The sequence below is a fragment of the Streptomyces sp. GESEQ-35 genome, assembly GCF_017948485.1.
Classification (GTDB): Bacteria; Actinomycetota; Actinomycetes; order Streptomycetales; family Streptomycetaceae; genus Streptomyces.
The window spans coordinates 83,617-106,062 of record NZ_JAFFSX010000023.1; the positions used below are offsets into that span (position 1 = coordinate 83,617).

Consider the following 22,446-nt stretch of genomic DNA (forward strand, 5'->3'; position numbering starts at 1 on the left):
TGGCCCACAATGATCCGGTGAACGACCTCGCCCCTCTCCTCACCCCCGAAGGCCGCGCCCTCCTCGACGAGGTGCGCGGCACCGACCCCGCACAGGAGCTCGCCGTCGCCACCCGGCTGCGCCGTGAACACCCGGCCGAACTGGTGTCGGCGGCGCTCGGGCAGGCGCGGCTGCGGCAGCGGGCGGTGGCCAAGTTCGGGGCCGAGGACGCGGAGCGGATGTTCTTCACGCCGAACGGGGTCGAGCAGTCGACCCGGGCGAGCGTGGCGACGTATCGGGCCGAACGCTTCGAGGCGATGGGGATCCGGTCGGTCGCGGACCTGTGCTGCGGTATCGGCGGTGACGCGATCGCGTTCGCCCGCGCCGGGATCCGGGTGCTGGCCGTCGACCGGGAGCCGCTGACCTGCGAGGCGGCTCGCGCCAACGCGGCCGCGCTCGGCCTCGCCGACCTCATCGAGGTGCGCGAGGCGGATGTGACGGAGGTCGACACGGCCGGGTACGACGCCGTGTTCGTCGACCCCGGCCGGCGTGGCGGCCGCGGCCGGATCTTCGATCCCGAGGCCTACTCGCCGCCGCTGTCCTGGGCGGTCGCGACGGCCCTCAAGGCACCTCGCGCCGCCCTCAAGATCGCGCCCGGAATCCCCCATGACGCCATCCCCTCGGAGGCCGAGGCCGAGTGGATCTCGGACGGCGGGGACGTGAAGGAGGCCGTGCTGTGGTTCGGCACGGAGCCGGGCGCGGTACGCGCGACGCTGCTGCCGGGGCCGCGGACCCTCCTCGGACGAGGTCTGCCGGATCCCCGGGTCCGGCCGGTCGGGCGGTACTTGTACGAGCCCGACGGCGCCGTCATCCGCGCCCATCTGGTCGCCGAGGTCGCCGAGGACCTGGAGGGCGGCCTGATCGACCCCACCATCGCCTACATCACCGCCGACGAGTATCACGTGACCCCCTACGCAACGGCGTACGAGATCACCGATCAACTCCCCTTCAACGTGAAGAAGTTGAAGGCGCTGCTGCGGGAGCGGGGGGTCGGGACGCTGACCGTGAAGAAGCGGGGGTCGGCGGTGGAGCCGGAGGAGCTGCGCAAGAAGGTCAAGCCACAGGGACCGGGCGCCGCCACAGTGTTCCTGACCCGGGTCGCGGGGGCGCCGACCATGCTCGTCGGCGCCCCCGCGCGGTCGTCGGCTACTGCCGGTGGACCGTCTTGAGCGGGTCGAGGTGGGGGTCGGCGCCGACCGGGCCGGTCCGGGCCACGGTGGTGGGCTGACCGCCGTTCGTGCGGGCCGAGAAGGTGCTGGCCTGCGTGCTCGTGGGAATCGCGCCGTTGTAGTAGTCGTGGTACACGAACTGCGTGCCGCTCGCGCTGATCGAGGAGCCCGCCGTGTTCAGCGCGCCCACCGTGACCGAGGCGGCGGCGCCGAACGCGGTCGTGAAGTTCGTGCTCGCGGACTCGCGCAGCAGGTAGCTCTTGGTCTCGTCCGACAGGGCGGGGCGTGAGGTCCACAGGACGGGCCCGAAGACGTTCATCGCCGCACCGGCCGACAGGCCGTCGCGCCAGGAGCCGGCGTAGGCGAGGGCCACCGCGCTCGGCGCCGTCCACCAGAACTTGGCGACGGCGACCGAGAGGGCCGCGTCGGTGCTCCCCGTGATCGGGTAGTACGAGTACCTCGACGGCCAGTTGGAGTAGCCCGTGTGGGTCAGCGCGTACTTCGCGTCCGACCCGACCGTGATGATCATGGTCTTGTCGGGGTTCAGGCTGTTGAGGTACGACTTCACCGACGCGGTCAGCTTGTTGCCGCTCGTGAGAACCACGCTGCCCGCGCTGCCCGTTCCGTCGGCGCCGGCCGCGGCGGCGGCCGGGAGGGCCGCGCGGTAGTCGGTGCCCGAGGCCAGGAACACGTACTTCGGGGCGCCGCTGACGACCTTCGCCACCTTGACCGACGTCTCGTAGCGGTCGGTGCCGGACACCCGCTTGGGGACGTAGCCGAGCGTCCTCAGCTGGGCGGCGACGTTGCTGCTGAGGATGGACGTGCCGCCGACGAGGTACACATTGGCGTTCGGCTTCAGGGCCCGCTTCAGCTCGTTCTTCACGGCCGTGGACAGCCCGCTCTTCGGGGTCGTGAGCACCGGCCCCTGCTTCTTGCCGGCCAGGGCGGGCGCGGTGAGCGAGTACGCCGCGTCGTCCTGGTTGACCAGCACGGCCGCCTTGGCGTCCAGCAGGCCGGGCACGCTGGTGCCGACCTTGTTCCAGGTCCAGCGGGAGGAGGCGACGTTGGTGTTGTAGGCGTCGCTGCCCCAGACCCGGCCGGTGGTGTTCTTGCGCAGCGGCTGCCAGCTCGGGTTGCTGCCCCGCGGAGTGCCCGGGACCCGGGTGAGCTCACCGGTGGCCAGGCCGACGTACTCGGTGGTGTGTACGTCGTCGCTGTTCGGCGAGGTGTGGGCGTCGAAGACGATCCGCTCGCCGGTGGGCGACCAGGACGGGTTGGCGTACCGGCGGGGGCCGTTGGTGCGCTGCTGGACGTCGGTGCCGTCGGCGTTGGCCGTGAAGATCTGCGCGTTGCCGTCGGCGTCCTTGCGGACGAAGGCCAGTTTGGTGCCGTCGGGCGAGAACGCGGGCTGCTCGGCGTTGAAGAGAACACGCTTGAGCGTGTTCGTGGTCCCGTCGTAGGAGTAGATCCACGCGCTGTCGGAGCAGCCGTTGATACGGCGTGAGAAGGCGAGCAGGCCCGACGGGCTCACCGTCGGGTCCTCGTCGCAGACCTGGGCCGGTTCCAGGGCGTTGGACAGCAGCGGGACGGGTGCCCAGGAGCCGTCGGAGGGGCCGTAGGCGAGCTGGCCGCCGGTGGCGAAGACGACGTAGCGGCCGCCCCACCAGAACGCGAGGTCCTCGTACGCGGCGCTGGACCGCATGCCCTGCGCCCAGGGCAGGGTGATCTTGGCGGAGCCGCTGGGCCGGACGCTGGAGATCTGGCCCGCGGCGGTGACGAGACGGCTGCCGTCCGGCGCCCAGGCGGCGTGGTCCCCGAAGGTGCCCGGGACCTGGGCGGCCTGTCCCGTGGCCGGGTCGACGAGAACCGGGCCGTCGGTGAGGATCCTGCCCTCGGTGCCCGGCCAGGGCCCTGCCTCGTCGGCGGTGGCGCCCGGCGCGGTGGCCAGGGTGCCCACGGCGGCGAGCACCGCCGAGGTCGCGAGCGCCGCGGCACGGCGGCGCGTGAACATTCTCAAGGTTGATCCCCCCATGGATCTTCACAGCCTCTGCACAGAGGCCGGGTCACTGTAGTGGGCAACGAGGCCTGGAGGGAACGTAGTTACTGGTGAACAGATGGACGTGATCAGGTTACGGACGGCACTCTTCCGCCCGGGCCAGCAGCAGCTCCCGCTCGCGTTCGTTGCGCGCAAGACCGGCCGCCCGTACGAACTCCCCGCGGGCCTCTGCCGTACGGCCCAGGCGGGCCAGCAGGTCGCCGCGGACGCTGGGCAGCAAGTGGTAGTCCCGCAGGGCGGGTTCGGCGGCGAGGGCGTCGACGATGGTGAGGGCGGGCTCCGGGCCGTCCGCCATCGACACGGCGACCGCGCGGTTGAGTTCGACGACCGGGGAGGGGGCGCGGGCGGCGAGCAGGCCGTACAGGGTGGCGATCGTGCGCCAGTCGGTCTCCTCGTAGGTGTACGCGTGCGCGTGGCAGGCGGCGATCGCGGCCTGGAGGACGTACGGGCCGGGGGTGCCGGTGGCCGTGGCGTCCGCGCGGCCCAGCGCGGTGATGCCGCGGGCGATGAGGGGGCGGTTCCAGCGGCCGCGGTTCTGGTCCCTGAGGAGGACGGGCGCGCCGTCCGGGCCGGTGCGGGCGGACATCCGGGACGCCTGGAACTCCAACAGCGAGGCCAGCCCGTGCACTTCGGGTTCCTTGGGCATCAGGCCGGCCAGCTGCCGGGCCAGCCGTAGCGCATCCTCACACAGGGACGGGCGCAGCCAGTCGTCGCCGGCCGTGGCGGCGTAACCCTCGTTGAAGATCAGGTAGATGACCTCGAGGACCGAGCCGAGCCGGGCCTCGCGGTCCGGGCCGTACGGCACCTCGAAGGCGACGTTCTTCGTGGCGAGCGTGCGTTTCGCGCGGACGATACGCTGGGCGACGGTGGCCTCGGGGACGAGGAACGCACGGGCGATCTCCGGCGTGGTCAGGCCGCCGAGGAGGCGCAGGGTGAGGGCGATGCGGGCCTCGGCGGAGAGGACCGGGTGGCAGGCGGTGAAGACGAGGCGGAGCAGGTCGTCGTCGATGTCGTCGGGGTCCGCGGGCTCCTCGGGCTCGGCCACCGTCGACAGGTCCCGGCCGATCTCCGCCAGCTTGCGGGCGTAGTTCTCCTTGCGGCGGATCAGGTCGACGGCGCGGTGCTTGGCGGTCGCCATCAGCCAGGCGCCCGGGTTGTCGGGGACCCCGTCCCGCGGCCACTGCTCCAGTGCGGCGACCAGCGCGTCCTGGGCCAGTTCCTCCGCGATCCCGACGTCGCGGACGATGCGGGCGACGGCGGCGATGACGCGGGGCGACTCGATACGGAAGACGGTCTCGACGGTGGCGCGTGGGTCGGCGGAGGGCTGCGAGCTGCTCACAGCCCTCCATTGGACACCCCGTACCGGCGCGCCGCCAAAGACCGGAGGCTCAGCCCTCCATGATCTCCCGTACCTCGCAGGTCACCGTCCAGAAGTCCTCGTGCACCTTCAGGAACCGCTTGGTCCACTCCAGCGCCTCGGCCATGTCCTTGCACTGCGTGATCGCATAGCCGCCGACGGCCTCCTTGGTCTCGGTGAACGGACCGTCGGTCACGGAGATCTGCCCGCCCTCCCAGTGCACCCGGGTGCCCTGCGCGGTGGGCGTCAGCCCCGCGGTGTCGAGCATCACCCCGGCCTTGGTCATCTCCTCGATCAACTCCCCCATCCGCTCCATCAGCTCAGGACTGGGGCCTGCGGCCGCCTGGCTCTCCTCGATCTTCACCAGCGACAGGTAGCGGGGCATGATGACTCCTCGGGTCGAACGGGCCGGGTCCTTCCCGGCCTCTCAACCCTGCGTCGATCGGGAGACGGCCGGATCGACACGCGCCCCGGATTTCTTCGAGGAAATTCTCCTCACCGCAACGACTCCCACAACTCCCCCGCCTCCGGCTCCTCCGCCACCACCCGGTTGGCGTTCGAAGGTGCCGGTACCACCGGCATGGTCACCGTCGTCGTGTCGTCTGCCGAGAGGCCGTTCAGGCTCTGGCCCAGTGAGATCAGCTCGGTCAGTGAGTCCAGGCCGGTGTCCGTGGTGAGGCTCGCGGTCACGGCGTCGGCGACGGAGTAGAGCCGGGTGGGGCTGATGTCGGAGAGCTGTTCCAGCAGGGCCTTCACCAGTGTCTGCTGGAGGCCGATACGGCCGAGGTCGCTGCCGTCGCCGATGCCGTGCCGGGTGCGGGCGAGGGCCAGGGCCTGTTCGCCGTCGAGGTGGTGGGTGCCGGCTTCCAGTGTCAGGTGGCTGTCCTCGTCGTCGATGTCCTCGTCCGTGGTGACGGTGACCCCGCCGAGCGCGTCCACCAGCTTCGCGAAGCCGGCGAAGTCGATCTCGATGTAGTGGTCCATGCGGACGTCCGTCATCGACTCGACGGTCTTCACCGCGCAGGCCGGACCGCCCACCGCGTACGCGCTGTTGAACATCACGTCGTACGCCTCCTCCGTCGACTCCCCGGACGACAGCGGGCAGGACGGCCGGGTGACGAGCGTGTCGCGCGGGATGCTGACGACCGTGGCCTCGGTGCGGCCGGCGTCGAGGTGGACGACCATCGCCGTGTCGGAGCGGGCGCCGCCGCTGTCACCGCCGCCGAGTTTCTGGTTCTCCTCGCCTTCTCGCGAGTCCGAGCCCAGGACCAGGATGTTCAGGGCCTCGGTGGGCAGCGGGGACGCGGACACCGAACCGTCGGGCGTCGTCATCGACTTGGCCGGGCGGTCGTCGCCGAGCGCGCTGTCGATGTCGACGCTCTTGATGTTGTCGTTGAGATGCCAGTAGACCCAGCCTGCCCCTACGGCGCCGAGCGCCAGGAGACCGGCCACGGTGAATCCGACGGCCCTCAGCGGGCCGGACCGCCGGCGTATGTGTCTGTCCGTTCCCCCGTTGTCGTCCCCGTGTTCGTCTTCTCCAGTCACGGAGAGGAACGTAAGTCCGAATTATTACGGGGAGCGCCTCAGAGGCCGTTTTCTGCGGAAAATCTAAGACTTCTCAGCCTTGCTTCAGCCCAGAATCATCGACTCCGAAAGTTTCGGTTGGGCTACCGACTGGCTTCGGAGGAGCGTGGAGGCGCCGCCGTACTGCTGCGCACCACCAGGCTGGTCGCCAGCTCCACCCGCGTCGCCGTCGCCGCCCCCTCCTCTCGCGCGAGGTCGAGGACGAGCTTGGCCGCCGCCTCTGCCATCTCGGTCAGCGGCTGTCGTACGGTCGTCAGCGGCGGCCCCACCCAGCGGGCGACCGGCAGATCGTCGAAGCCGACGACGCTCAGGTCCTCGGGGATGCGCAGCCCCAACTCGCGCGCCGCCTCGTACAGGCCGAGCGCCTGGAGGTCGTTGCCGGCGAAGACCGCGGTGGGCCGGTCGGGGGCGCGCAGCAGTTCCAGGCCGCGCCGGTAGCCCGTCTCGTGGTGGAAGTCGCCGTTCCTGAGCAGCTCGGGGTCGACCGGCAGCCCGGCGGTCTCCAGCGCCGCCCGGTATCCGTCCACCCGGGCGCGGCTGCACATCATCCGGGACGGTCCGCTGATCGCACCGATCCGGGTGTGCCCCAGCTCGACGAGATGGCGCGTGGCGGCAAGCCCGCCCTGCCAGTTGGTGGCGCCGATGGACGGCACGTCGGCGCCCGGGTCACCCGCCGGGTCCATCACCACGAACGGGATGGAGCGGCTGGTCAGCAGGGCGCGCTGGGACTCGTCGAGGCCGGACAGCACGAGGATCACGCCGTGCGGGCGGCGGGCGGCGACCTGGTCGGCCCAGGTGCGGCCGGGCGTGAGCCGACCGGCGCTCTCGCTCAGCACCACGCTCAGCCCGGCGTCCCGCGCCACGTTCTCCACGCCCCGGATGACCTCCATCGCCCACGCGCTCTCCAGTTCGTGGAAGACGAGGTCGATCAGGGGGGAGCGGCTCGCCTCGGCGCGGCGGCGCCGGTAGCCGTGGGCGCGCAGCAGTTCCTCGACGCGGGCCCGGGTCGACGGGGCGACATCGGCGCGGCCGTTGAGGACCTTCGAAACAGTCGGCGCGGACACGCCGGCCTCGCGGGCGATCTCGGCGAGTGTCGCGGTCTGCGTCGAGCGTCCTGCCGTCCGGGTTTGAGCGGGCTCGGAGGGTGTCATGGCGGCGATCGTATCCCTGCACCCCCTCTTGACGAACCCTTCTCAGCGCCATAGCGTCCCGGAACATTCGATACGTGCATCGAAACATTCGTGAGACACCCGACAGGAGTTTCATGACCACCGCCCCCTGGCGTGACCCCGCCCTGCCCGCCGCCGCCCGCGTCGACGACCTCCTGGCCCGGATGACCCTGGCGGAGAAGACCGCCCAGCTGTACGGGGTTTGGGTGGGCGCCGCCACGGACGGCGACGGAGTCGCCCCGCACCAGCAGGACATGACCGCCGACTACGACTGGGCAGAGCTCATCACCCACGGCCTGGGCCAGCTCACCCGCTCCTACGGCACCGCCCCCGTGGACCCGGCGTTGGGCGCGCAGGCACTGGCCCGCGCCCAGCGCCGGATCAGCGAAGCCGGCCGCTTCGGCATCCCGGCCGTCGCGCACGAGGAGTGCCTCGCCGGCTTCACGGCCTGGGGCGCGACGGCCTACCCGGTCCCCCTCGCCTGGGGCGCGACCTTCGACCCGCCCCTGGTCGAGGAGATGGCCCGCCACATCGGCCGCGACCTCCACGCGGCAGGCGTCCACCAGGGCCTCGCGCCCGTCCTGGACGTCGTACGCGATCCGCGCTGGGGCCGGGTCGAGGAGACGATCGGCGAGGACCCGTATCTGGTCGGCACGATCGGCGCCGCCTACGTCCGGGGCCTGGAGTCGGCCGGGATCGTCGCCACGCTCAAGCACTTCGCCGGGTACGCGTCCTCGGTGGGCGCCCGAAATCAGGCTCCCGTGCGGGCGGGCGTCCGCGAGATCGCGGATGTGATCCTCCCGCCCTTCGAGATGGCGCTGCGCGAGGGCGGAGCCCGCTCGGTGATGGCGGCCTACAACGAGACGGACGGCGTCCCGGCCTCCGCGGACGCCGCCCTGCTGACCGAACTCCTGCGGCAGGACTGGGGGTTCACCGGCACGGTCGTCGCCGACTACTTCGGCATCACCTTCCTCGAGACCCTGCACCGCGTCGCGGGCTCCCCCGCCGAGGCGGCACACGCGGCGCTCGCGGCGGGCATCGACGTGGAGCTGCCGACGCTGAAGTGCTACGGCCGCCCGCTGCTGGAGGCGGTACGGGAGGGCCGTGTCCCGGAGGAGCTGGTGGACCGGGCGGCCCGCCGCGTCCTGCTCCAGAAGTGCGAACTCGGCCTCCTGGACGCCGACTGGGCCCCGGAGCCGAAGGGCCCGATCGACCTCGACTCGACCGCCAACCGCACCCTCGCCCGCCGGCTGGCCGAGGAGTCGGTGGTCCTGCTGGACAACCCGGACGGCGTGCTGCCGCTGGCCCCGGACGCCCGGATCGCGGTCGTCGGCCCGAGGGCGGCGGACGCTCTGGCGATGCTCGGCTGCTACTCGTTCCCGTCCCACGTGTTGACGCACCACCCCGAGGTCCCGATGGGCATCGACATCCCACCGGTCCTCCAGGCCCTGCGCGACGAACTCCCGGACGCCAAGGTGACGTTCGCGGAGGGCTGCGACACCTCGGACCCCGACACCGCGGGCTTCGAAGAGGCGGTGGCGCGGGCGTCCGAGGCGGATGTGTGCGTGGCGGTGCTGGGCGACCGGGCGGGCCTGTTCGGGCGGGGCACGTCGGGCGAGGGCTGCGATGTGACGGATCTCCGACTGCCGGGAGTACAGGGCGAGTTGCTGGACGCGCTGATCGAGACGGGCGTCCCGGTGGTCCTGGTACTCCTCACCGGCCGCCCCTACGCGCTGGGCCGCTGGCACGGGCGTCTGGGCGCCGCCGTCCAGGCGTTCTTCCCCGGGGAGGAGGGCGGACCGGCGGTGGCGGGAGTGCTGTCGGGCCGCGTCAACCCCTCCGGCCGCCTTCCGGTGAGCGTCCCGCACGTGCCCGGCGGCCAGCCGTGGACGTACCTCCAGCCGCCGCTGGGCCTGGCGGGCGAGGTGAGCAACCTGGACCCGACGCCGCTGTACGCCTTCGGACACGGCCGCTCGTACACGGCGTTCACCTGGGACTCCTTCGAGGGCACACGTCCGACCATCGACACGGACGGCTCGTACGACGTCTCGGTCGTCGTCCGCAACACGGGCGACCGGGCGGGTGCGGAGGTCGTCCAGCTGTACCTGCACGATCCGGTGGCCTCCGTGACCCGCCCGGACGTCCGGCTGATCGGCTACCGGCGAGTCGAGCTGGAGCCGGGGGACGCGGCTCGCGTGACATTCCGCTTCCACCCGGACCTTTCGGCCTTCACCGACGGCTCCGGCCGAAGGGTGGTCGAACCGGGCGCCCTCGAACTACGGTTGGCGGCATCCAGCGCGGACGTACGGCACACGGCGCGGCTGACGCTCGCGGGACCGGTGAGGGTGCTCGGGCCGGACCGGCGGCTGCGGTGCGACGCGGAGGTGTCGGAGGTGGAGTGATCCTCCGCGGGGGACCCTGGGGGAGCGCGATGGACAGGCAGGTTCACGACCAGTTGAAGTGTGCCGCCGCGTCGGCGGTGGCGGCCGGGGTGGCTCTGGCAGTGACGTCAGGGGTCCGTGAGGCCCCGGGGGTGCACGTCGGCGACGTGGTGTTCGCCGCCGCCGTCGCCACGCTGTGGACGCTCCTCAAGAGCACCCGACTCAAGGGCATCGGCCTGCTGCGGGATCTGGACGCCACGCAGCCGCTGCCGGACCCGGACACCCCGACGCCCACCGTCTTCCGCCCACGCTTCCCACTGCGGGTGCTGGTCCTCTATCTGGTGGCGGCGCTGGGCCTGTCCCTGCTGTTCAGTCCCTGGTGGTCGCTGCTCCCCCTGGTCGGTGCCGTTGACTGGCTGTCCGACGCGGTCGTCACGGCCCACTGGGAGCGCAGGCGCGGGCGGACACTGTGGCGGGGCCACGACCCGGACGAGCCCGGACGGCTCGCCTTCACCACCGTCACCCCTCCGCCAGCGCCTCGAACCGCCACCGATGCACCGCCCGGCTGACCAACTCCCCGTCCGGCTCCGGAAGTTCGGGAACATCGGCGTCGTACGACCCCTCCCACCACGTGATGACGAGAACCCGGTCCTCGGGCGCCCGGAAGGTCTCCCGCCGCAGGGGTTCCTCAGCAAGCCGCTGCCCGGACACCCAGGCCAACAGCTCCTCCCCCCGCCCGTCGACCGCCCGCGCCTCCCACATCAACGCCACCGTCATGAGTACAGGTTGTCCTTGCTGACCTCGTGGACATGGTCGTGCCCCGGCACATGCGGATCCGTCACCGGCAGCGAAGAATCCGCCGACAGGTCCCAGCTCGACGCCGCCCGCCCCCGCGTCACCATCTCGGCACCCAGCGCGGCGACCATCGCGCCGTTGTCGGTGCACAACTTGGGCCGCGGCACCCGCAGTTCGATACCGGCGGCCTCGCAGCGGTGCAGCGCCAGCGCCCGCAACCGCGAATTCGCGGCCACGCCACCGCCGATCATCAGATGGTCGACACCCTCGTCCTTGCAGGCCCGTACGGCCTTGCGAGTCAGCACGTCCACGACCGCCTCCTGGAAGGACGCCGCCACATCGCGCACCGGCACCTCCTCCCCCGCCGCCCGCTTGGCCTCGATCCAGCGGGCCACGGCGGTCTTCAGACCGGAGAAGGAGAAGTCGTACGCCGGGTCGCGGGGTCCGGTCAGGCCGCGCGGGAAGGCAATGGCCCGCGGATCGCCCTCCTTCGCGTACCGGTCGATGACCGGGCCGCCCGGGAAGCCGAGGTTCAGCACCCGCGCGATCTTGTCGAAGGCCTCGCCGGCCGCGTCGTCGATCGTCGCGCCCATGGGCCGTACGTCCGATGTGATGTCAGACGACAGCAGCAAGGAAGAGTGCCCGCCGGACACCAGCAGCGCCATCGTCGGCTCGGGCAGCGCGCCGTGCTCCAGCTGGTCGACGCAGATGTGGGAGGCGAGGTGGTTCACGCCGTACAGGGGCTTGCCGAGCGCGTAGGCGTACGCCTTCGCCGCCGAGACGCCCACCAGCAGGGCGCCCGCGAGCCCGGGACCGGCGGTGACGGCGATCCCGTCGAGGTCCCGGGCGCTCACGCCGGCTTCCTTCAGCGCACGGTCGATGGTCGGGACCATCGCCTCCAGATGCGCCCGGGACGCGACCTCCGGCACCACCCCGCCGAAGCGGGCGTGCTCGTCGACGCTGGAGGCGATGGCGTCCGCCAGCAGGGTCGTGCCGCGCACGATGCCGACGCCGGTCTCGTCGCAGGAGGTCTCGATCCCCAGGACCAGTGGTTCGTCAGCCATTGATTTCGTTTCCTTGCACGGAGGTTGAAGGGCCGTTCAGTCGCATCACCAGGGCGTCCACGTTCCCGGGCTGGTAGTAGCCGCGCCGGAAGCCGATGGCCTCGAAGCCGTACCGCTCGTACAGCTTCTGGGCGCGGACGTTGTCGATCCGGCACTCCAGCATCACTTCGGCGCACTCGAAGGCGGTGGCCGCCCGCAGCAGCTCGGTCAGCAGACGGCCGCCGAGGCCAGTGCCCCAGTGGTCGCGGGTCACGGCGATGGTCTGTATGTCGGCCAGGTCGCCGGAGGCGGCGAGGCCCGCGTACCCGACCAGCCGGTCGCCTTCTACGGCGACGACATACCGCTTGGTCGCCTCGGGACCGCGCGCGTGGGCGAGCTCGGACCAGAACATGCCCCGCGACCAGGCGTCCTCGGGGAAGAGGTCCTTCTCCAGCTCAAGCACGGGATCGATGTCCCACCAGCGCATCTCGCGCAGCACCGACGTCACTTGGGGGTGACCACCTTGTAGTTCTTGGGAACCTGCGCGTCGGGACGGCGCAGGTACAGCGGCCGGGGCGCGGGGAGTTCCTCACCGGCCGCCAGCTTCTCGGCGGCGAGGCTCGCGAGCGCGGCGGCCGACACATGCTCGGGCTCGTGCGAGCTGGGGAAGGTGTCCGGGTACAGCAGCGCACCCGCACCGACGGCGGGCAGGCCGGCGACCCGGTCGGCGATGTCGGCGGGCCGGTCGACGGAGGGGTCGGTGACGCGCGTGCGGGAGTCCGCGTAGCGCGCCCAGTAGACCTCCTTGCGCCGAGCGTCGGTGGCCACGACGAAGGGGCTGTCCAGGTCGGACGCGTACGCGAGGCCGTCGAGTGTGCACAGTCCGTGCACGGGGACGCCGAGCGCGAGCCCGAAGGTGTCCGCGGTCATCAGACCGACGCGCAGCCCGGTGTACGGGCCCGGACCGATCCCTACGACGATTCCGGTGACGGCGTCGAGCTTCAGCCCCGCCTCGGTCAGCACACGGTCGACGGCCGGCAGCAGCAACTCTCCGTGCCGACGCGCATCGACCTGACTCGACGAGGCGATGACGTCCGTGCCGTCGTGCAGGGCGACGGTGACGGCGGGGGTGGCGGTATCCAGAGCGAGCAAGAGCACGCAAACAGCCTACGGCTCCCCGCGCCCGCGCACGGCCGCCGCGGTCGGGCGGTCACCTGCTGCTACCGTCGCAACGAAGCGCGATGTACGACGAAGAGGTGGGCGACCGTGGGAAGCAGCAGCGCCGGATTCGTGGCCGTGCTGACCGCGGCGGCGGTCGCGACGGTCGGCTTCCTCGGCTTCCGGGCGTCGGCGACCGTCCCGGCGGATCTGGCCAAGCCCCTGGGGGGCGAGTCGGCGGCGGCCACCTCGAAGGCGCCGCGGGACGGCGAGCACCCCAAGGCGCTGCCTGTCGCGTCCGGCCTGGGTGAACGGGTCGTGTACTCGGTGGACGACGACCGTGTGTGGCTGGTCGCCCAGGGCGACAAGGTCACGCGCACCTTCAAGGTCACCCCGAGCACGGTCGACCCGCTGCCGGGCACCTACACCGTGACGTCCCGCTCGAACACCGCGACCGGCTCCGACGGCACCCTCATCGAACACGTCGTCCGCTTCACCAGCGTCGACGGCGTCGCCATCGGCTTCAGCGCGGCGGTGGACGGCTCGACCCCAACCCCCGACCCGACGGTCCAAACGGGCGGCATCCGCGAGTCCCGCGCGGACGGCGACGCCATGTGGCAGTTCGCAACGATCGGCCACACGGTGGTCGTGATCCGCTAGCGCCCCAGATGATCAGGCGGCCCTACGGCCTTCCGTCTCGTACGGTTCCGGCGCGCGCGGCGGTGTGGAGATCGCGTTCGCGGCGGCGCACGAGGCCAGCAGATCCTGCATCGACACCCCACCCACCGCATACGACTGCTGTGGCCGGACCTTGTGCTGTGCGCTCTCCGCGCTGTTCTCCGAAGCCGACATGGACGCCTCCTGGGGGCGGGGGCGGACGTAGTTAGGTAGACCTAACTACGGACTGGGTACCATGTGACCACGCACAACACCTCGAAAGCAATAACTTGCCGACGTCTTGTCGGAACGTTTCCGGGTGCTCACGCCGACAGCACGCTCAGGTCGGCGCTCGCCCAGCGCTCCCCCAGCCCGCTCAGCGTCACCTGCCGCACCTCGTCCGTCGTATCTCCGACGGCCCGGTGGATGACGACCTGCAACCGGTCGTCGGTCAGGTCCTCGACCTTGCCCTCGCCCCACTCCACGACGATCACCGAGTCGGTCAGCGAGACATCGAGGTCGAGGTCCTCCATCTCGTCGAGGCCGCCGCCCAGGCGGTACGCGTCGACGTGGACCAGCGGCGGCCCGTCCCCCAGCGACGGATGCACGCGTGCGATCACGAACGTCGGCGAGGTGACGGCACCCCGGACCCCGAGCCCCTCGCCCAGCCCCCGGGTCAGCGTCGTCTTGCCCGCGCCGAGCTCCCCGCTGAGCATCACGAGGTCACCGGCGCGCAGCAACTTGGCGAGGCGGCGGCCGAGTTCCTTCATCTGGTCGGGGGACTGGACGATCAGCTCGGTGTCAGCCGGGCTGTGCGGTGCTGCTTCCATAGCCACTTACGGTAGCCCCTGCCGGGACGGCACCCGCGCGGGTGAGCAGGTCCGCGAGACGGTCGGTGACCACCTCCGGGTGCTCCAGCATCACCAGGTGCCCGGCGTCCGGGACGAGGACGAGTTCGGCGTCGGGCAGCAGGTCGGCGATGGCCTCGCTGTGCTCACTGGGCGTAACGAGGTCCTTGACCCCGGCCAGCACCAGCACCGGCAGGTCCGCGAAGAGGGCGAGCGCCTCCGTCTTGTCGTGGTCCGCGAAGGCCGGGTAGAACTCGGCGACCACGTCGATCGGGGTGCCCTCGATCATCCGCTCGGCGAACCGCGCGACCGCCGGGTCGACGTCCCGGGACGCGAACGAGTACCGCTTGATGATCCCGGCGAACAGATCGGCGGTGGCCCGCCGCCCCCGCTCCACCAGCGCGGCCTGCTGCCCCAGCGCTTTCAGCACTCCGGGGAGCACTCGTCGTACGGCGTTGACGCCCGCGACGGGCAGCCCGAAGTTGACCTCGCCGAGCTTCCCCGACGACGTACCGATCAGCGCGACGGCGGTGACCCGCTCACGGACCAGCTCCGGGAACTGGTCGGCCAGCGCCATGACGGTCATCCCGCCCATGGAGTGCCCGACCAGCACGATCGGGCCCTCGGGCACGGCCGCGTCGAGCACGGCCTTCAGATCGCGGCCGAGCTGGTCGATGCTGACCGGAATGCCGTCCTCGAGCTGGGACGCCCCGCGCGCGGACCGGCCGTGGCTGCGCTGGTCCCAGTGCACCGTCCGTACGACACCCCGTAGCGCCGCGCGCTGGAAGTGCCAGGAGTCCTGGCTGAGGCAGTAGCCGTGGCTGAAGACGACGGTGACGGGGGCCGGGGCCTTACGGCCGAACAGCCGTCGGCGACGCGGGGTGAGCCCCTCCTCGGATTCGACGTCGTCGACCTCGTAGTACAGCTCGGTGCCGTCGTCGGCGACCGCCTTGCCGGGGGTGCCGCGCAGTGCGCCGTAGGGTCCCGCCGAGTCCAGCGCGAGGCGGGCCTTCTGCCGCATCCCGCGCCCGACCGTCATTCGTTCTATGGCGACGCCGGCCGCCGCACCCGCGGCGACCACGCCTATCGCGGCGCCCGCGATACCGGTCACCCTGCGCCAGTTTCCGGCCGCCCCCGTGGCGGAGGCGACGGCCGCCGAGGCGGCGTTCGCTACGACCTCCGCGCTGCTCTCGCTCACGTACCGCTCCTCTTCGCCGGACTGCTGGTCGCCTGATGGGCTGTTGCTGACAGTGGTGCTCGCCTCCTGGCGTCTACCCCACTTGTTCCTCATTCACATAGACGCGGGGAACGCGTGTTCCGATGCGGGTGACGATTTCGTAGGCGATGGTGCCCGCGGCCTGCGCCCAGTCCTCGGCGGTGGGCTCGCCGCGGTCGCCGGGCCCGAAGAGGACCGCCTCGGTCCCGGTTCCGGGCTCGTCTCCCCCCAGATCCACGACGAACTGATCCATCGCGATCCGCCCCGCGACCGTACGCCACTTGCCGCCGATCATGACCGGCCCGGTCCCGGAGGCGTGCCGCGGGATGCCGTCCGCGTAGCCCACCGGCACCAGGCCGAGGGTCGTCTCGCCGGGGGTGGTGTAGTGATGCCCGTAACTGACGCCGTGTCCCCCCGGAACGCGCTTCACCAGCGCGACCGACGCCGACAGCGTCATCACCGGCCGCAGTCCGAAGTCGGCCGGAGTGCCGACCTCCGGGCTGGGCGAGATGCCGTAGACGGCGATCCCGGTGCGGACGAGGTCGAAGTGGCTCTCGGGGAGGGTGAGGGTGGCGGGCGAGTTGGCGATGTGCCGCACCTCGGGCCGCACGCCCTGCTCCTCCGCATACGACACCATCTCCCGGAAACGGGTGAGCTGGGCGTCGATGGAGGGATGCCCGGGCTCGTCGGCGCAGGCGAAGTGCGACCAGAGTCCGGTGATGCGGATGATTCCGTCCCGCTCGGCGTGCAGGGCCGCGCCGACCAGCTCGGCCCAGTCGTCGCCGGGCTGGCAGCCACCCCGCCCGAGGCCGGTGTCGGCTTTGAGCTGGACACGGGCGGGCGTTCGGGTTCTCGTCTGCTGAGCGGCAGCCGTCACCTCATCTAGAGCCCACATCCCGCTGACGGATACATCGAGGTCGGCCTCGACGGCCTCCCGCCAGGGCCCGCCGGGGGTCCACAGCCAGCACATGATCCGCCCGGGGAGACCGGCGGCCCGCAGCGCGAGGGCCTCCTCGGGTGTGGCGGTTCCCAGCCAGGCCGCCCCCGCCTCGACGGCGGCGCGTGCGCACGGCAGCGCGCCATGGCCGTAGGCGTCGGACTTGACCACGGCCATCAGCTGCGCACCAGGTGCGAGGGCGCGCAGGGTCCGCACGTTGGCCCGTAGCGCGGCCAGGTCGATCTCGGCGCGGGCGCGCAGCGGGGCGGTCGGCGGTGGTGCGGTCTCAGTCATGGCGCCCCCAGTGTCGCAGAGGGGTCTGAGCGTCGAGATCTCCGGCCGCCGGGTCACCGCTGCGGCGACGCGCGGTTCAGATCCGTAGGCCGTGCCGGGCCAGGTATTTCACCGGGTCGATGTCCGAGCCGTACCGGCGACGGGCGCGGACCTCGAAGTGCAGATGCGGGCCGGTGGCACGTCCGGTGCTGCCGACGCTGCCGATGCGGGTGCCGGGCCGGACCTTGGCGCCCCGCGCCACGGAAATGCGCGACAGATGGGCGTAGAGGACGTACCGGGAGTCGCTCATCCTCACCGTGACGGCCTTGCCGTACGCCCCTGACCACCGGGCCAGGACGACGACGCCGGAGCCCACCGCATAAACCGGGGTTCCCTTCGGTACGGCGAGGTCGATTCCGGTGTGATATCCGGCCACCGAATTGGCCTGCACCCGGTAGCGATTCGTGACCGTGTTCCGCCGCCGTATCGGCCGGCTCCACTTCTCCCCGGTGAGGAGGCGGTCGTCGTCCTCGTCCTCCCAGTCCTCGGGTTCGTCGACGGCCTCCAGCAACCCCTCGTACTCCGCGTCGTATTCGCCGCTGCACGTCCCGCCGGATTCCTCGCCGGAGGCTTCCGGGGCATGGGCAAGAACCCCGAACGCGGCACCCCCCAATACGACAGCCGCCCCTCCCAACACCTCACGCCGCGTTGCGCGACCTATATCCGATTCATCCATGCCGTCAGAGAACCATCGCCTCTTCAGCCCCGCACATGCCGCCGACAGGGATTACTCCCAACGGTTGTTTCTTCCCCCGGTACGGCGGCGGCACCACCCATCCGGCAGGCACCCGCGGGCACGGCTCCGCGCCCTCACCCCCGTACATCCCTCCACGCCCCCGGAATCGCCGCGGCAACGTCATGCGCCCCCACCGGTGCCCCATCCGCCGCAAACCGCCCCGCCAGCCCATGCAGATACGCCGCCGCACTCCCCGCGTCGACAGCCGAAAGCCCCGCCGCCAGCAGCGACCCCGCCAGCCCGGACAGCACGTCCCCACTGCCCGCCGTAGCCAGCCAGGCCGTCCCCGTCGGATTCACCCGCACCGCCCCACCCCCGGCGTCGGCGACCAACGTCGTCGACCCCTTCAGCAACACCGTCGCCGCATACCGCCCCGCCAACTCCCGCGCGAAGAACAGCCGAGCCCCCTCGACCTCCTCCCGCGAAACCCCCAACAACGCGGCCGCCTCCCCGGCATGGGGAGTCATCAGCGTCGGCGCGGTACGACGTCGTACGGCATCGGGTTCCGCCAGCCGCAACCCGTCCGCGTCCAGCAGCACCGGCACGTCCGCGCCCAGCACCTCCCCCACAGCCGACGCGTCGTCCCCGGCCCCGGGACCCACGACCCACGCCTGCACCCGGCCCGCCTCCCGCGGACCCTTGTCGGACACCAGGGTCTCGGGAAAGCGGGAGATCACCGCGTCCCCGGCCGGCCCGACGTACCGCACGGCCCCGGCCCCGCCCCGCAACGCCCCGGCCACGGCCAGCACCGCCGCCCCCGGATACCGCGCGGATCCGGCGGCGATCCCGACGACGCCCCGCCGGTACTTGTCGCTCTCACCGCCCGGCACCGGCAGCAGCGCAGCCACATCAGCGTGCTGCAATGCCTCCAACTCGGCCTCGACGGGCAGTTCAAGGCCGATGTCGACGAGCCGTACCGACCCGGCGTACTCCCGCGCCGGATCGATGAGCAACCCCGGCTTGTGCGTCCCGAAGGTCACCGTCAGATCGGCCCGGATCGCGGCCCCCCGCACCTCACCGCTGTCTGCCTCGACGCCACTGGGCAGGTCGACGGCGACCACGGCGGCCCGGGTGTCCGCGACCAGCGAGGCCAGCGGCGCCGCGTCCGCCCGCAGCCCGCCCTTTCCGCCGATCCCGACGATGCCGTCGACGACGAGGTCGGCCGACCCGATCAACTCCTCGGCGTCCCCCGGGCGCACGGTCCGGCCACCCGCCCGGCGCAGGGCCTCAAGACCCCCCGCGTGCGTCCGCTCGGGCGAGAGCAGCACCGCCGCGACCCCCGCACCACGCCGGGCAAGCCTCGCCCCCGCGTACAGCGCGTCGCCGCCGTTGTCCCCGCTGCCGACCAGCAGCACCACCCGGCTGCCGTACACCCGCCGCATCAACTGCCCGCAGGCGGCGGCGAGTCCGGCCGCCGCCCGCTGCATCAACGCACCCTCCGGCAGCCGTGCCATCAGCTCCCGCTCGGCGGCCCTGACCGTCTCCACGCTGTACGCAGTACGCATGGAGTCGAGTCTCTCGCGAACCCGCTACGTTCTGGGCTTGCGCCCCCACACGTACACCCGGTCGCCCTTCTTCAGTACGCCCCACAGCTTGCGGGCGTCGTCGTGGCGCAGGGTGACGCAGCCCCTGGAGCCCTCGAGGTTGTAGATGGTGCCGTAGACGGCATGGATGGCCTGTCCGCCGCTGAAGAACTGGGAGTACGGCATGGGGGTGTCGTAGAGCGTCGACACGTGATCCTTGTGGCGCCAGTAGATCGCGTGCCACCCGGTACGCGTCCCGAATCCGGCCCGCCCGGTCCGCATCGGCACAGGCCCGAAGACGACGTCCTTACCCCACTGCACCCACAGCAGCTGCCGACTGAGATCGACACACGTGACCCGATACGTCCGCACAGGACACTTCTTCGCGGCGTTGGGGTTCTTCCCCGCGGCGACGAGCTGCGTCCGCGACCAGGTGATGGGCCCGGCGATCCCGTCGGGCTCCAGCCCGTGCTTCTCCTGAAACGCCTGGATGACCTTGCAGTCGCTCGGGGACTGCTTCCCGTCCACCTTCAACTTCAGCGCCTGCTCGACCTGTCGCTGATAGGGCCCGGTCTCGTCGCTGCAGAAGGCCCGCTCAACGCCGCTGAAGAGGGGAAGATCCTCGACACGCACACGCATCTCTTCGGCGGATTCAACCGGCCCGTCGCTGTACGGCTCCCCCGCCGACACCGCCTCGGCCTCGGCATCGGCATCGGCGGCGGAAGCGGCCGGCACGGGTTCGGCGGAGGCGCTCCCCACGGGGAAGACGGCGGCAACGGCCAGCAGGACCGCGGCACTCCGACACACAAGACGTCCACTGAACATGCGCTCACATAAGCGTGGAGGGCCGACTGCGCCCGGGAGCCGCGCGGTGGGAATCACCCGTACGCGGCTACGCCTCCGCGACGACGACCGCCGAGGCCACCCCCGCGTCATGGCTCAGCGACACATGCCATGACCGCACGCCCAGCTCCGCCGCCCGCGCCGCCACCGTGCCCGTCACCCGCAGCCGCGGCTGCCCGCTGTCCTCCACGTACACCTCCGCGTCCGTCCAGTGCAGCCCTCCCGGCGCGCCCAGCGCCTTGGCCACCGCCTCCTTCGCCGCGAACCGGGCGGCGAGCGAGGCAACACCGCGACGCTCCCCGCTGGGCAACAGCAACTCACTCTCCCGAAACAGCCGTTCGGCCAGCCCGGGCGTCCGCTTGAGCGAAGCCTCGAACCGGTCGATCTCGGCCACGTCGATCCCGACGCCGATGATGCTCACCCGGGCACTCTACGGCGCACCGGGCGACTACCCCGGAACCTCCGGGTCCTCGGCGAACAACTCCTCGGCCCGCTCGACCGTGCGGGATCGCTCCAGCAGCGCGGTGTCCACGCGCCGTTCCGGCGGCCGGGTCTCCGTCACGCCGCCGCACTCAGTTCGCACCAGACGTACTTGCCGCGGTTGCCGTGCCTGGCCAGCGGCTGCCGGCCCCACACATCGGCGCAGGCCTCAACGTTTATCGAACGCGCTTCCGTAAGGTGGAGGCTGTGTCACTCGAACCTGAACCGTCGCGTGAAGGACGACTACTCCACCGTCACCGACTTCGCCAGGTTCCGAGGCTGATCCACCTCGTTGCCCCGCGCGGTCGCCAGCTCACACGCGAACACCTGGAGCGGCACCGTGGCCACGAGCGGCTGAAGCAACGTCGGAGTCGCCGGAATCCGAATCAAGTGATCCGCATACGGCACAACCGCCTCGTCCCCCTCCTCCGCGATCACGATCGTCCGCGCCCCCCGCGCCCGGATCTCCTGAATGTTGGACACGATCTTGTCGTGAAGGACGGACCGCCCCCGAGGCGAAGGCACGACCACCACCACCGGCAGATCCTCCTCGATCAACGCGATCGGCCCGTGCTTCAACTCCCCCGCCGCAAAGCCCTCGGCGTGCATGTACGCCAGCTCCTTGAGCTTCAACGCCCCTTCCAGCGCGACCGGATACCCCACGTGCCGCCCCAGGAACAGCACCGTGTTCTTCTCGGCGAGGGACCGCGCCAGTTCCCGCACCGGCTCCATGGTCTCCAGCACCCGCTCGACCTCACCGGAGATGTGCGACAGATCCCGGATCACCGCACCGATCTCGTCACCCCACTTCGTGCCCCGCACCTGCCCCAGATACAGGGCGACGAGATAGCAGGCCACGAGCTGCGTCAGAAAGGCCTTCGTCGACGCGACGGCCACCTCCGGCCCGGCGTGCGTGTACAGCACCGCATCCGACTCACGCGGAATCGTCGAGCCGTTGGTGTTGCAGATCGCCAGGACCTTCGAGCCCTGTTCCCTCGCATGCCGTAGGGCCATCAGCGTGTCCATGGTCTCGCCGGACTGGGAGATGGCGATCACCAGACTCCGCTGATCCAGAATCGGATCCCGGTACCGGAACTCGCTCGCGAGCTCCACCTCGCAGGGAATCCGCGTCCAGTGCTCGATGGCGTACTTGGCGATCAGCCCCGCGTGGAAGGCCGTACCGCAGGCGACGATGACGACCTTGTCGATCTCCCGGAGCGCGGCGCCCGGGATCCGCACCTCGTCCAGCGTCAGCGACCCGGAAGCGTCGATGCGTCCCAGCAACGTATCGGCGACCGCCTTGGGCTGCTCGGCGATCTCCTTGAGCATGAAGTAGTCATAGCCCCCCTTTTCCGCGGCCGACGCATCCCAGTCGACGTGATACGAGCGCACGTCGGCCGGACGGCCGTCGAAGCCCGTCACCGTCACCCCGTCCCGGCGCAGCTCCACCACCTGGTCCTGACCCAGCTCGATCGCCGACCGCGTATGGGCGATGAACGCGGCGACATCCGAGGCGAGAAAGGCCTCACCCTCTCCAACGCCCACCACAAGAGGCGAGTTCCGCCGCGCCCCCACGACCACATCGGGCTCGTCCGCATGCACCGCAACGAGCGTGAACGCCCCGTCCAGCCGCCGGCACACCAGCCGCATCGCCTCCGCGAGATCGGCGCATGACGAGAACTCCTCGGCGAGCAGATGCGCGACGACCTCGGTGTCGGTCTCGGAGGCGAGATCGTGCCCCCGCTCCTCCAACTCGGCCCGCAGACCGGCGAAGTTCTCGATGATCCCGTTGTGCACGACGGCGACCCGACCGGCGTTGTCGAGATGCGGATGGGCATTGGCATCGGTCGGCCCACCGTGCGTGGCCCACCGCGTGTGCCCGATCCCCGTCGTCCCCGTCGGCAGCGGCCGGTCGACGAGTTCCTTCTCCAGGTTGACCAGCTTCCCGGCCTTCTTCGCGGCGGCCATCCCGCCATCCGCGAGCACCGCCACACCCGCCGAGTCGTACCCCCGGTACTCCAGCCGCTTCAGCCCGGCCATCACCACATCAAGCGCCGACTGCGACCCCACGTATCCCACGATTCCGCACATGGCCGCAGCCTAAGGTCCGACGCCCGCCTGA

The 22,446-nt window shown here is 71.3% G+C and carries 22 protein-coding genes and 1 pseudogene; 4 read left to right on the plus strand and 19 right to left on the minus strand.

The window, feature by feature from the left end:
- Positions 1-17: 17 nt before the first annotated feature.
- On the plus strand, positions 18-1,208 hold the full coding sequence (locus KCH87_RS34595; RefSeq protein ID WP_308298991.1) for a class I SAM-dependent methyltransferase: 1,191 nt from the start codon (positions 18-20) through the stop codon (positions 1,206-1,208).
- Here KCH87_RS34595 and KCH87_RS34600 read toward each other — a convergent pair.
- From KCH87_RS34600 to KCH87_RS34620, 5 genes are all read right to left on the minus strand, one after another.
- A complete protein-coding gene (locus tag KCH87_RS34600; RefSeq protein WP_210591755.1) occupies positions 1,186-3,219 on the minus strand; it encodes a cell wall-binding repeat-containing protein in 2,034 nt (677 codons plus the stop codon). The genes KCH87_RS34595 and KCH87_RS34600 overlap by 23 nt on opposite strands.
- 118 nt (positions 3,220-3,337) lie before the next feature.
- The gene (locus tag KCH87_RS34605; protein ID WP_210591549.1) at positions 3,338-4,603 is read right to left on the minus strand and encodes an RNA polymerase sigma factor; all 1,266 of its coding nucleotides are present in this window, start codon (positions 4,601-4,603) and stop codon (positions 3,338-3,340) included.
- Between the two features lie 49 nt (positions 4,604-4,652).
- Entirely contained in the window at positions 4,653-5,006 is a 354-nt protein-coding gene (locus KCH87_RS34610) for a YciI family protein (protein WP_210591551.1), read from the minus strand.
- 110 nt (positions 5,007-5,116) lie between these two features.
- Positions 5,117-6,166: an LCP family protein gene (locus KCH87_RS34615; protein WP_210591552.1), complete on the minus strand. Its 1,050-nt coding sequence runs from the start codon at positions 6,164-6,166 to the stop codon at positions 5,117-5,119.
- A gap of 122 nt (positions 6,167-6,288) precedes the next feature.
- Positions 6,289-7,356, minus strand: coding sequence for a LacI family DNA-binding transcriptional regulator (locus tag KCH87_RS34620; protein WP_210591554.1), 1,068 nt, complete (start codon positions 7,354-7,356; stop codon positions 6,289-6,291).
- 113 nt (positions 7,357-7,469) lie between these two features.
- Here KCH87_RS34620 and KCH87_RS34625 point away from each other — a divergent pair, with 113 nt between their 5' ends.
- Together KCH87_RS34625 and KCH87_RS34630 are read left to right on the plus strand one after the other, a co-directional pair.
- Positions 7,470-9,776 (plus strand): glycoside hydrolase family 3 N-terminal domain-containing protein, encoded by a 2,307-nt coding sequence (locus KCH87_RS34625; RefSeq protein ID WP_210591556.1) that lies wholly within the window; start codon positions 7,470-7,472, stop codon positions 9,774-9,776.
- Between the two features lie 29 nt (positions 9,777-9,805).
- A complete protein-coding gene (locus KCH87_RS34630; protein ID WP_210591558.1) occupies positions 9,806-10,324 on the plus strand; it encodes a hypothetical protein in 519 nt (172 codons plus the stop codon).
- Here the strand turns inward: KCH87_RS34630 and KCH87_RS34635 are convergent.
- Genes KCH87_RS34635 through tsaB form a run of 4 tightly spaced genes read right to left on the minus strand, consistent with a single transcriptional unit; the run spans position 10,275 to position 12,751 of the window.
- Positions 10,275-10,532 (minus strand): hypothetical protein, encoded by a 258-nt coding sequence (locus KCH87_RS34635; protein WP_210591561.1) that lies wholly within the window; start codon positions 10,530-10,532, stop codon positions 10,275-10,277. The two genes, KCH87_RS34630 and KCH87_RS34635, sit on opposite strands and share 50 nt — an antisense overlap.
- Positions 10,529-11,614 carry a tRNA (adenosine(37)-N6)-threonylcarbamoyltransferase complex transferase subunit TsaD gene (tsaD, locus tag KCH87_RS34640; RefSeq protein ID WP_210591563.1) on the minus strand — a complete coding sequence of 362 codons (1,086 nt, stop codon included), beginning with the start codon at positions 11,612-11,614 and terminating at the stop codon, positions 10,529-10,531. Before tsaD ends, KCH87_RS34635 begins: the two co-directional genes overlap by 4 nt.
- A complete protein-coding gene (rimI, locus tag KCH87_RS34645; protein ID WP_210591757.1) occupies positions 11,607-12,080 on the minus strand; it encodes a ribosomal protein S18-alanine N-acetyltransferase in 474 nt (157 codons plus the stop codon). The genes tsaD and rimI overlap by 8 nt, the downstream gene beginning before the upstream one ends.
- Before the next feature lie 17 nt (positions 12,081-12,097).
- The gene (tsaB, locus tag KCH87_RS34650; RefSeq protein WP_210591566.1) at positions 12,098-12,751 is read right to left on the minus strand and encodes a tRNA (adenosine(37)-N6)-threonylcarbamoyltransferase complex dimerization subunit type 1 TsaB; all 654 of its coding nucleotides are present in this window, start codon (positions 12,749-12,751) and stop codon (positions 12,098-12,100) included.
- A 108-nt stretch (positions 12,752-12,859) separates the two neighbouring features.
- Between tsaB and KCH87_RS34655 the strand changes: the two genes are divergently transcribed.
- On the plus strand, positions 12,860-13,411 hold the full coding sequence (locus KCH87_RS34655) for a hypothetical protein (RefSeq protein WP_210591569.1): 552 nt from the start codon (positions 12,860-12,862) through the stop codon (positions 13,409-13,411).
- Between the two features lie 12 nt (positions 13,412-13,423).
- Here KCH87_RS34655 and KCH87_RS34660 read toward each other — a convergent pair whose 3' ends face one another.
- The 10 genes and pseudogenes from KCH87_RS34660 to glmS all read right to left on the minus strand — a co-directional run bounded on the left by KCH87_RS34660 (position 13,424) and on the right by glmS (position 22,415).
- The gene (locus tag KCH87_RS34660) at positions 13,424-13,603 is read right to left on the minus strand and encodes a hypothetical protein (RefSeq protein ID WP_210591571.1); all 180 of its coding nucleotides are present in this window, start codon (positions 13,601-13,603) and stop codon (positions 13,424-13,426) included.
- A 128-nt stretch (positions 13,604-13,731) separates the two neighbouring features.
- Positions 13,732-14,238, minus strand: coding sequence for a tRNA (adenosine(37)-N6)-threonylcarbamoyltransferase complex ATPase subunit type 1 TsaE (gene tsaE / locus KCH87_RS34665; protein ID WP_210591573.1), 507 nt, complete (start codon positions 14,236-14,238; stop codon positions 13,732-13,734).
- The gene (locus KCH87_RS34670) at positions 14,210-15,454 is read right to left on the minus strand and encodes an alpha/beta fold hydrolase (protein WP_210591575.1); all 1,245 of its coding nucleotides are present in this window, start codon (positions 15,452-15,454) and stop codon (positions 14,210-14,212) included. The genes tsaE and KCH87_RS34670 overlap by 29 nt, the downstream gene beginning before the upstream one ends.
- Before the next feature lie 73 nt (positions 15,455-15,527).
- Positions 15,528-16,703: an alanine racemase gene (gene alr / locus KCH87_RS34675; RefSeq protein WP_210591578.1), complete on the minus strand. Its 1,176-nt coding sequence runs from the start codon at positions 16,701-16,703 to the stop codon at positions 15,528-15,530.
- Positions 16,704-16,779: 76 nt separating this feature from the next.
- On the minus strand, positions 16,780-17,355 hold the full coding sequence (locus KCH87_RS34680) for a M23 family metallopeptidase (RefSeq protein ID WP_247197256.1): 576 nt from the start codon (positions 17,353-17,355) through the stop codon (positions 16,780-16,782).
- A gap of 197 nt (positions 17,356-17,552) precedes the next feature.
- On the minus strand, positions 17,553-18,983 hold the full coding sequence (locus KCH87_RS34685) for an NAD(P)H-hydrate dehydratase (protein WP_210591582.1): 1,431 nt from the start codon (positions 18,981-18,983) through the stop codon (positions 17,553-17,555).
- A gap of 24 nt (positions 18,984-19,007) precedes the next feature.
- Complete coding sequence (locus KCH87_RS34690; RefSeq protein WP_210591584.1) at positions 19,008-19,826, minus strand: L,D-transpeptidase family protein; 819 nt, start codon at positions 19,824-19,826, stop codon at positions 19,008-19,010.
- A gap of 67 nt (positions 19,827-19,893) precedes the next feature.
- Positions 19,894-20,265, minus strand: coding sequence for a holo-ACP synthase (locus KCH87_RS34695; protein WP_210591586.1), 372 nt, complete (start codon positions 20,263-20,265; stop codon positions 19,894-19,896).
- Between the two features lie 137 nt (positions 20,266-20,402).
- A pseudogene (locus KCH87_RS49560) lies at positions 20,403-20,498 on the minus strand (ATP-binding protein); the annotation flags it as partial.
- A gap of 69 nt (positions 20,499-20,567) precedes the next feature.
- The gene (gene glmS, locus KCH87_RS34700; RefSeq protein WP_210591588.1) at positions 20,568-22,415 is read right to left on the minus strand and encodes a glutamine--fructose-6-phosphate transaminase (isomerizing); all 1,848 of its coding nucleotides are present in this window, start codon (positions 22,413-22,415) and stop codon (positions 20,568-20,570) included.
- Positions 22,416-22,446 lie beyond the last annotated feature (31 nt).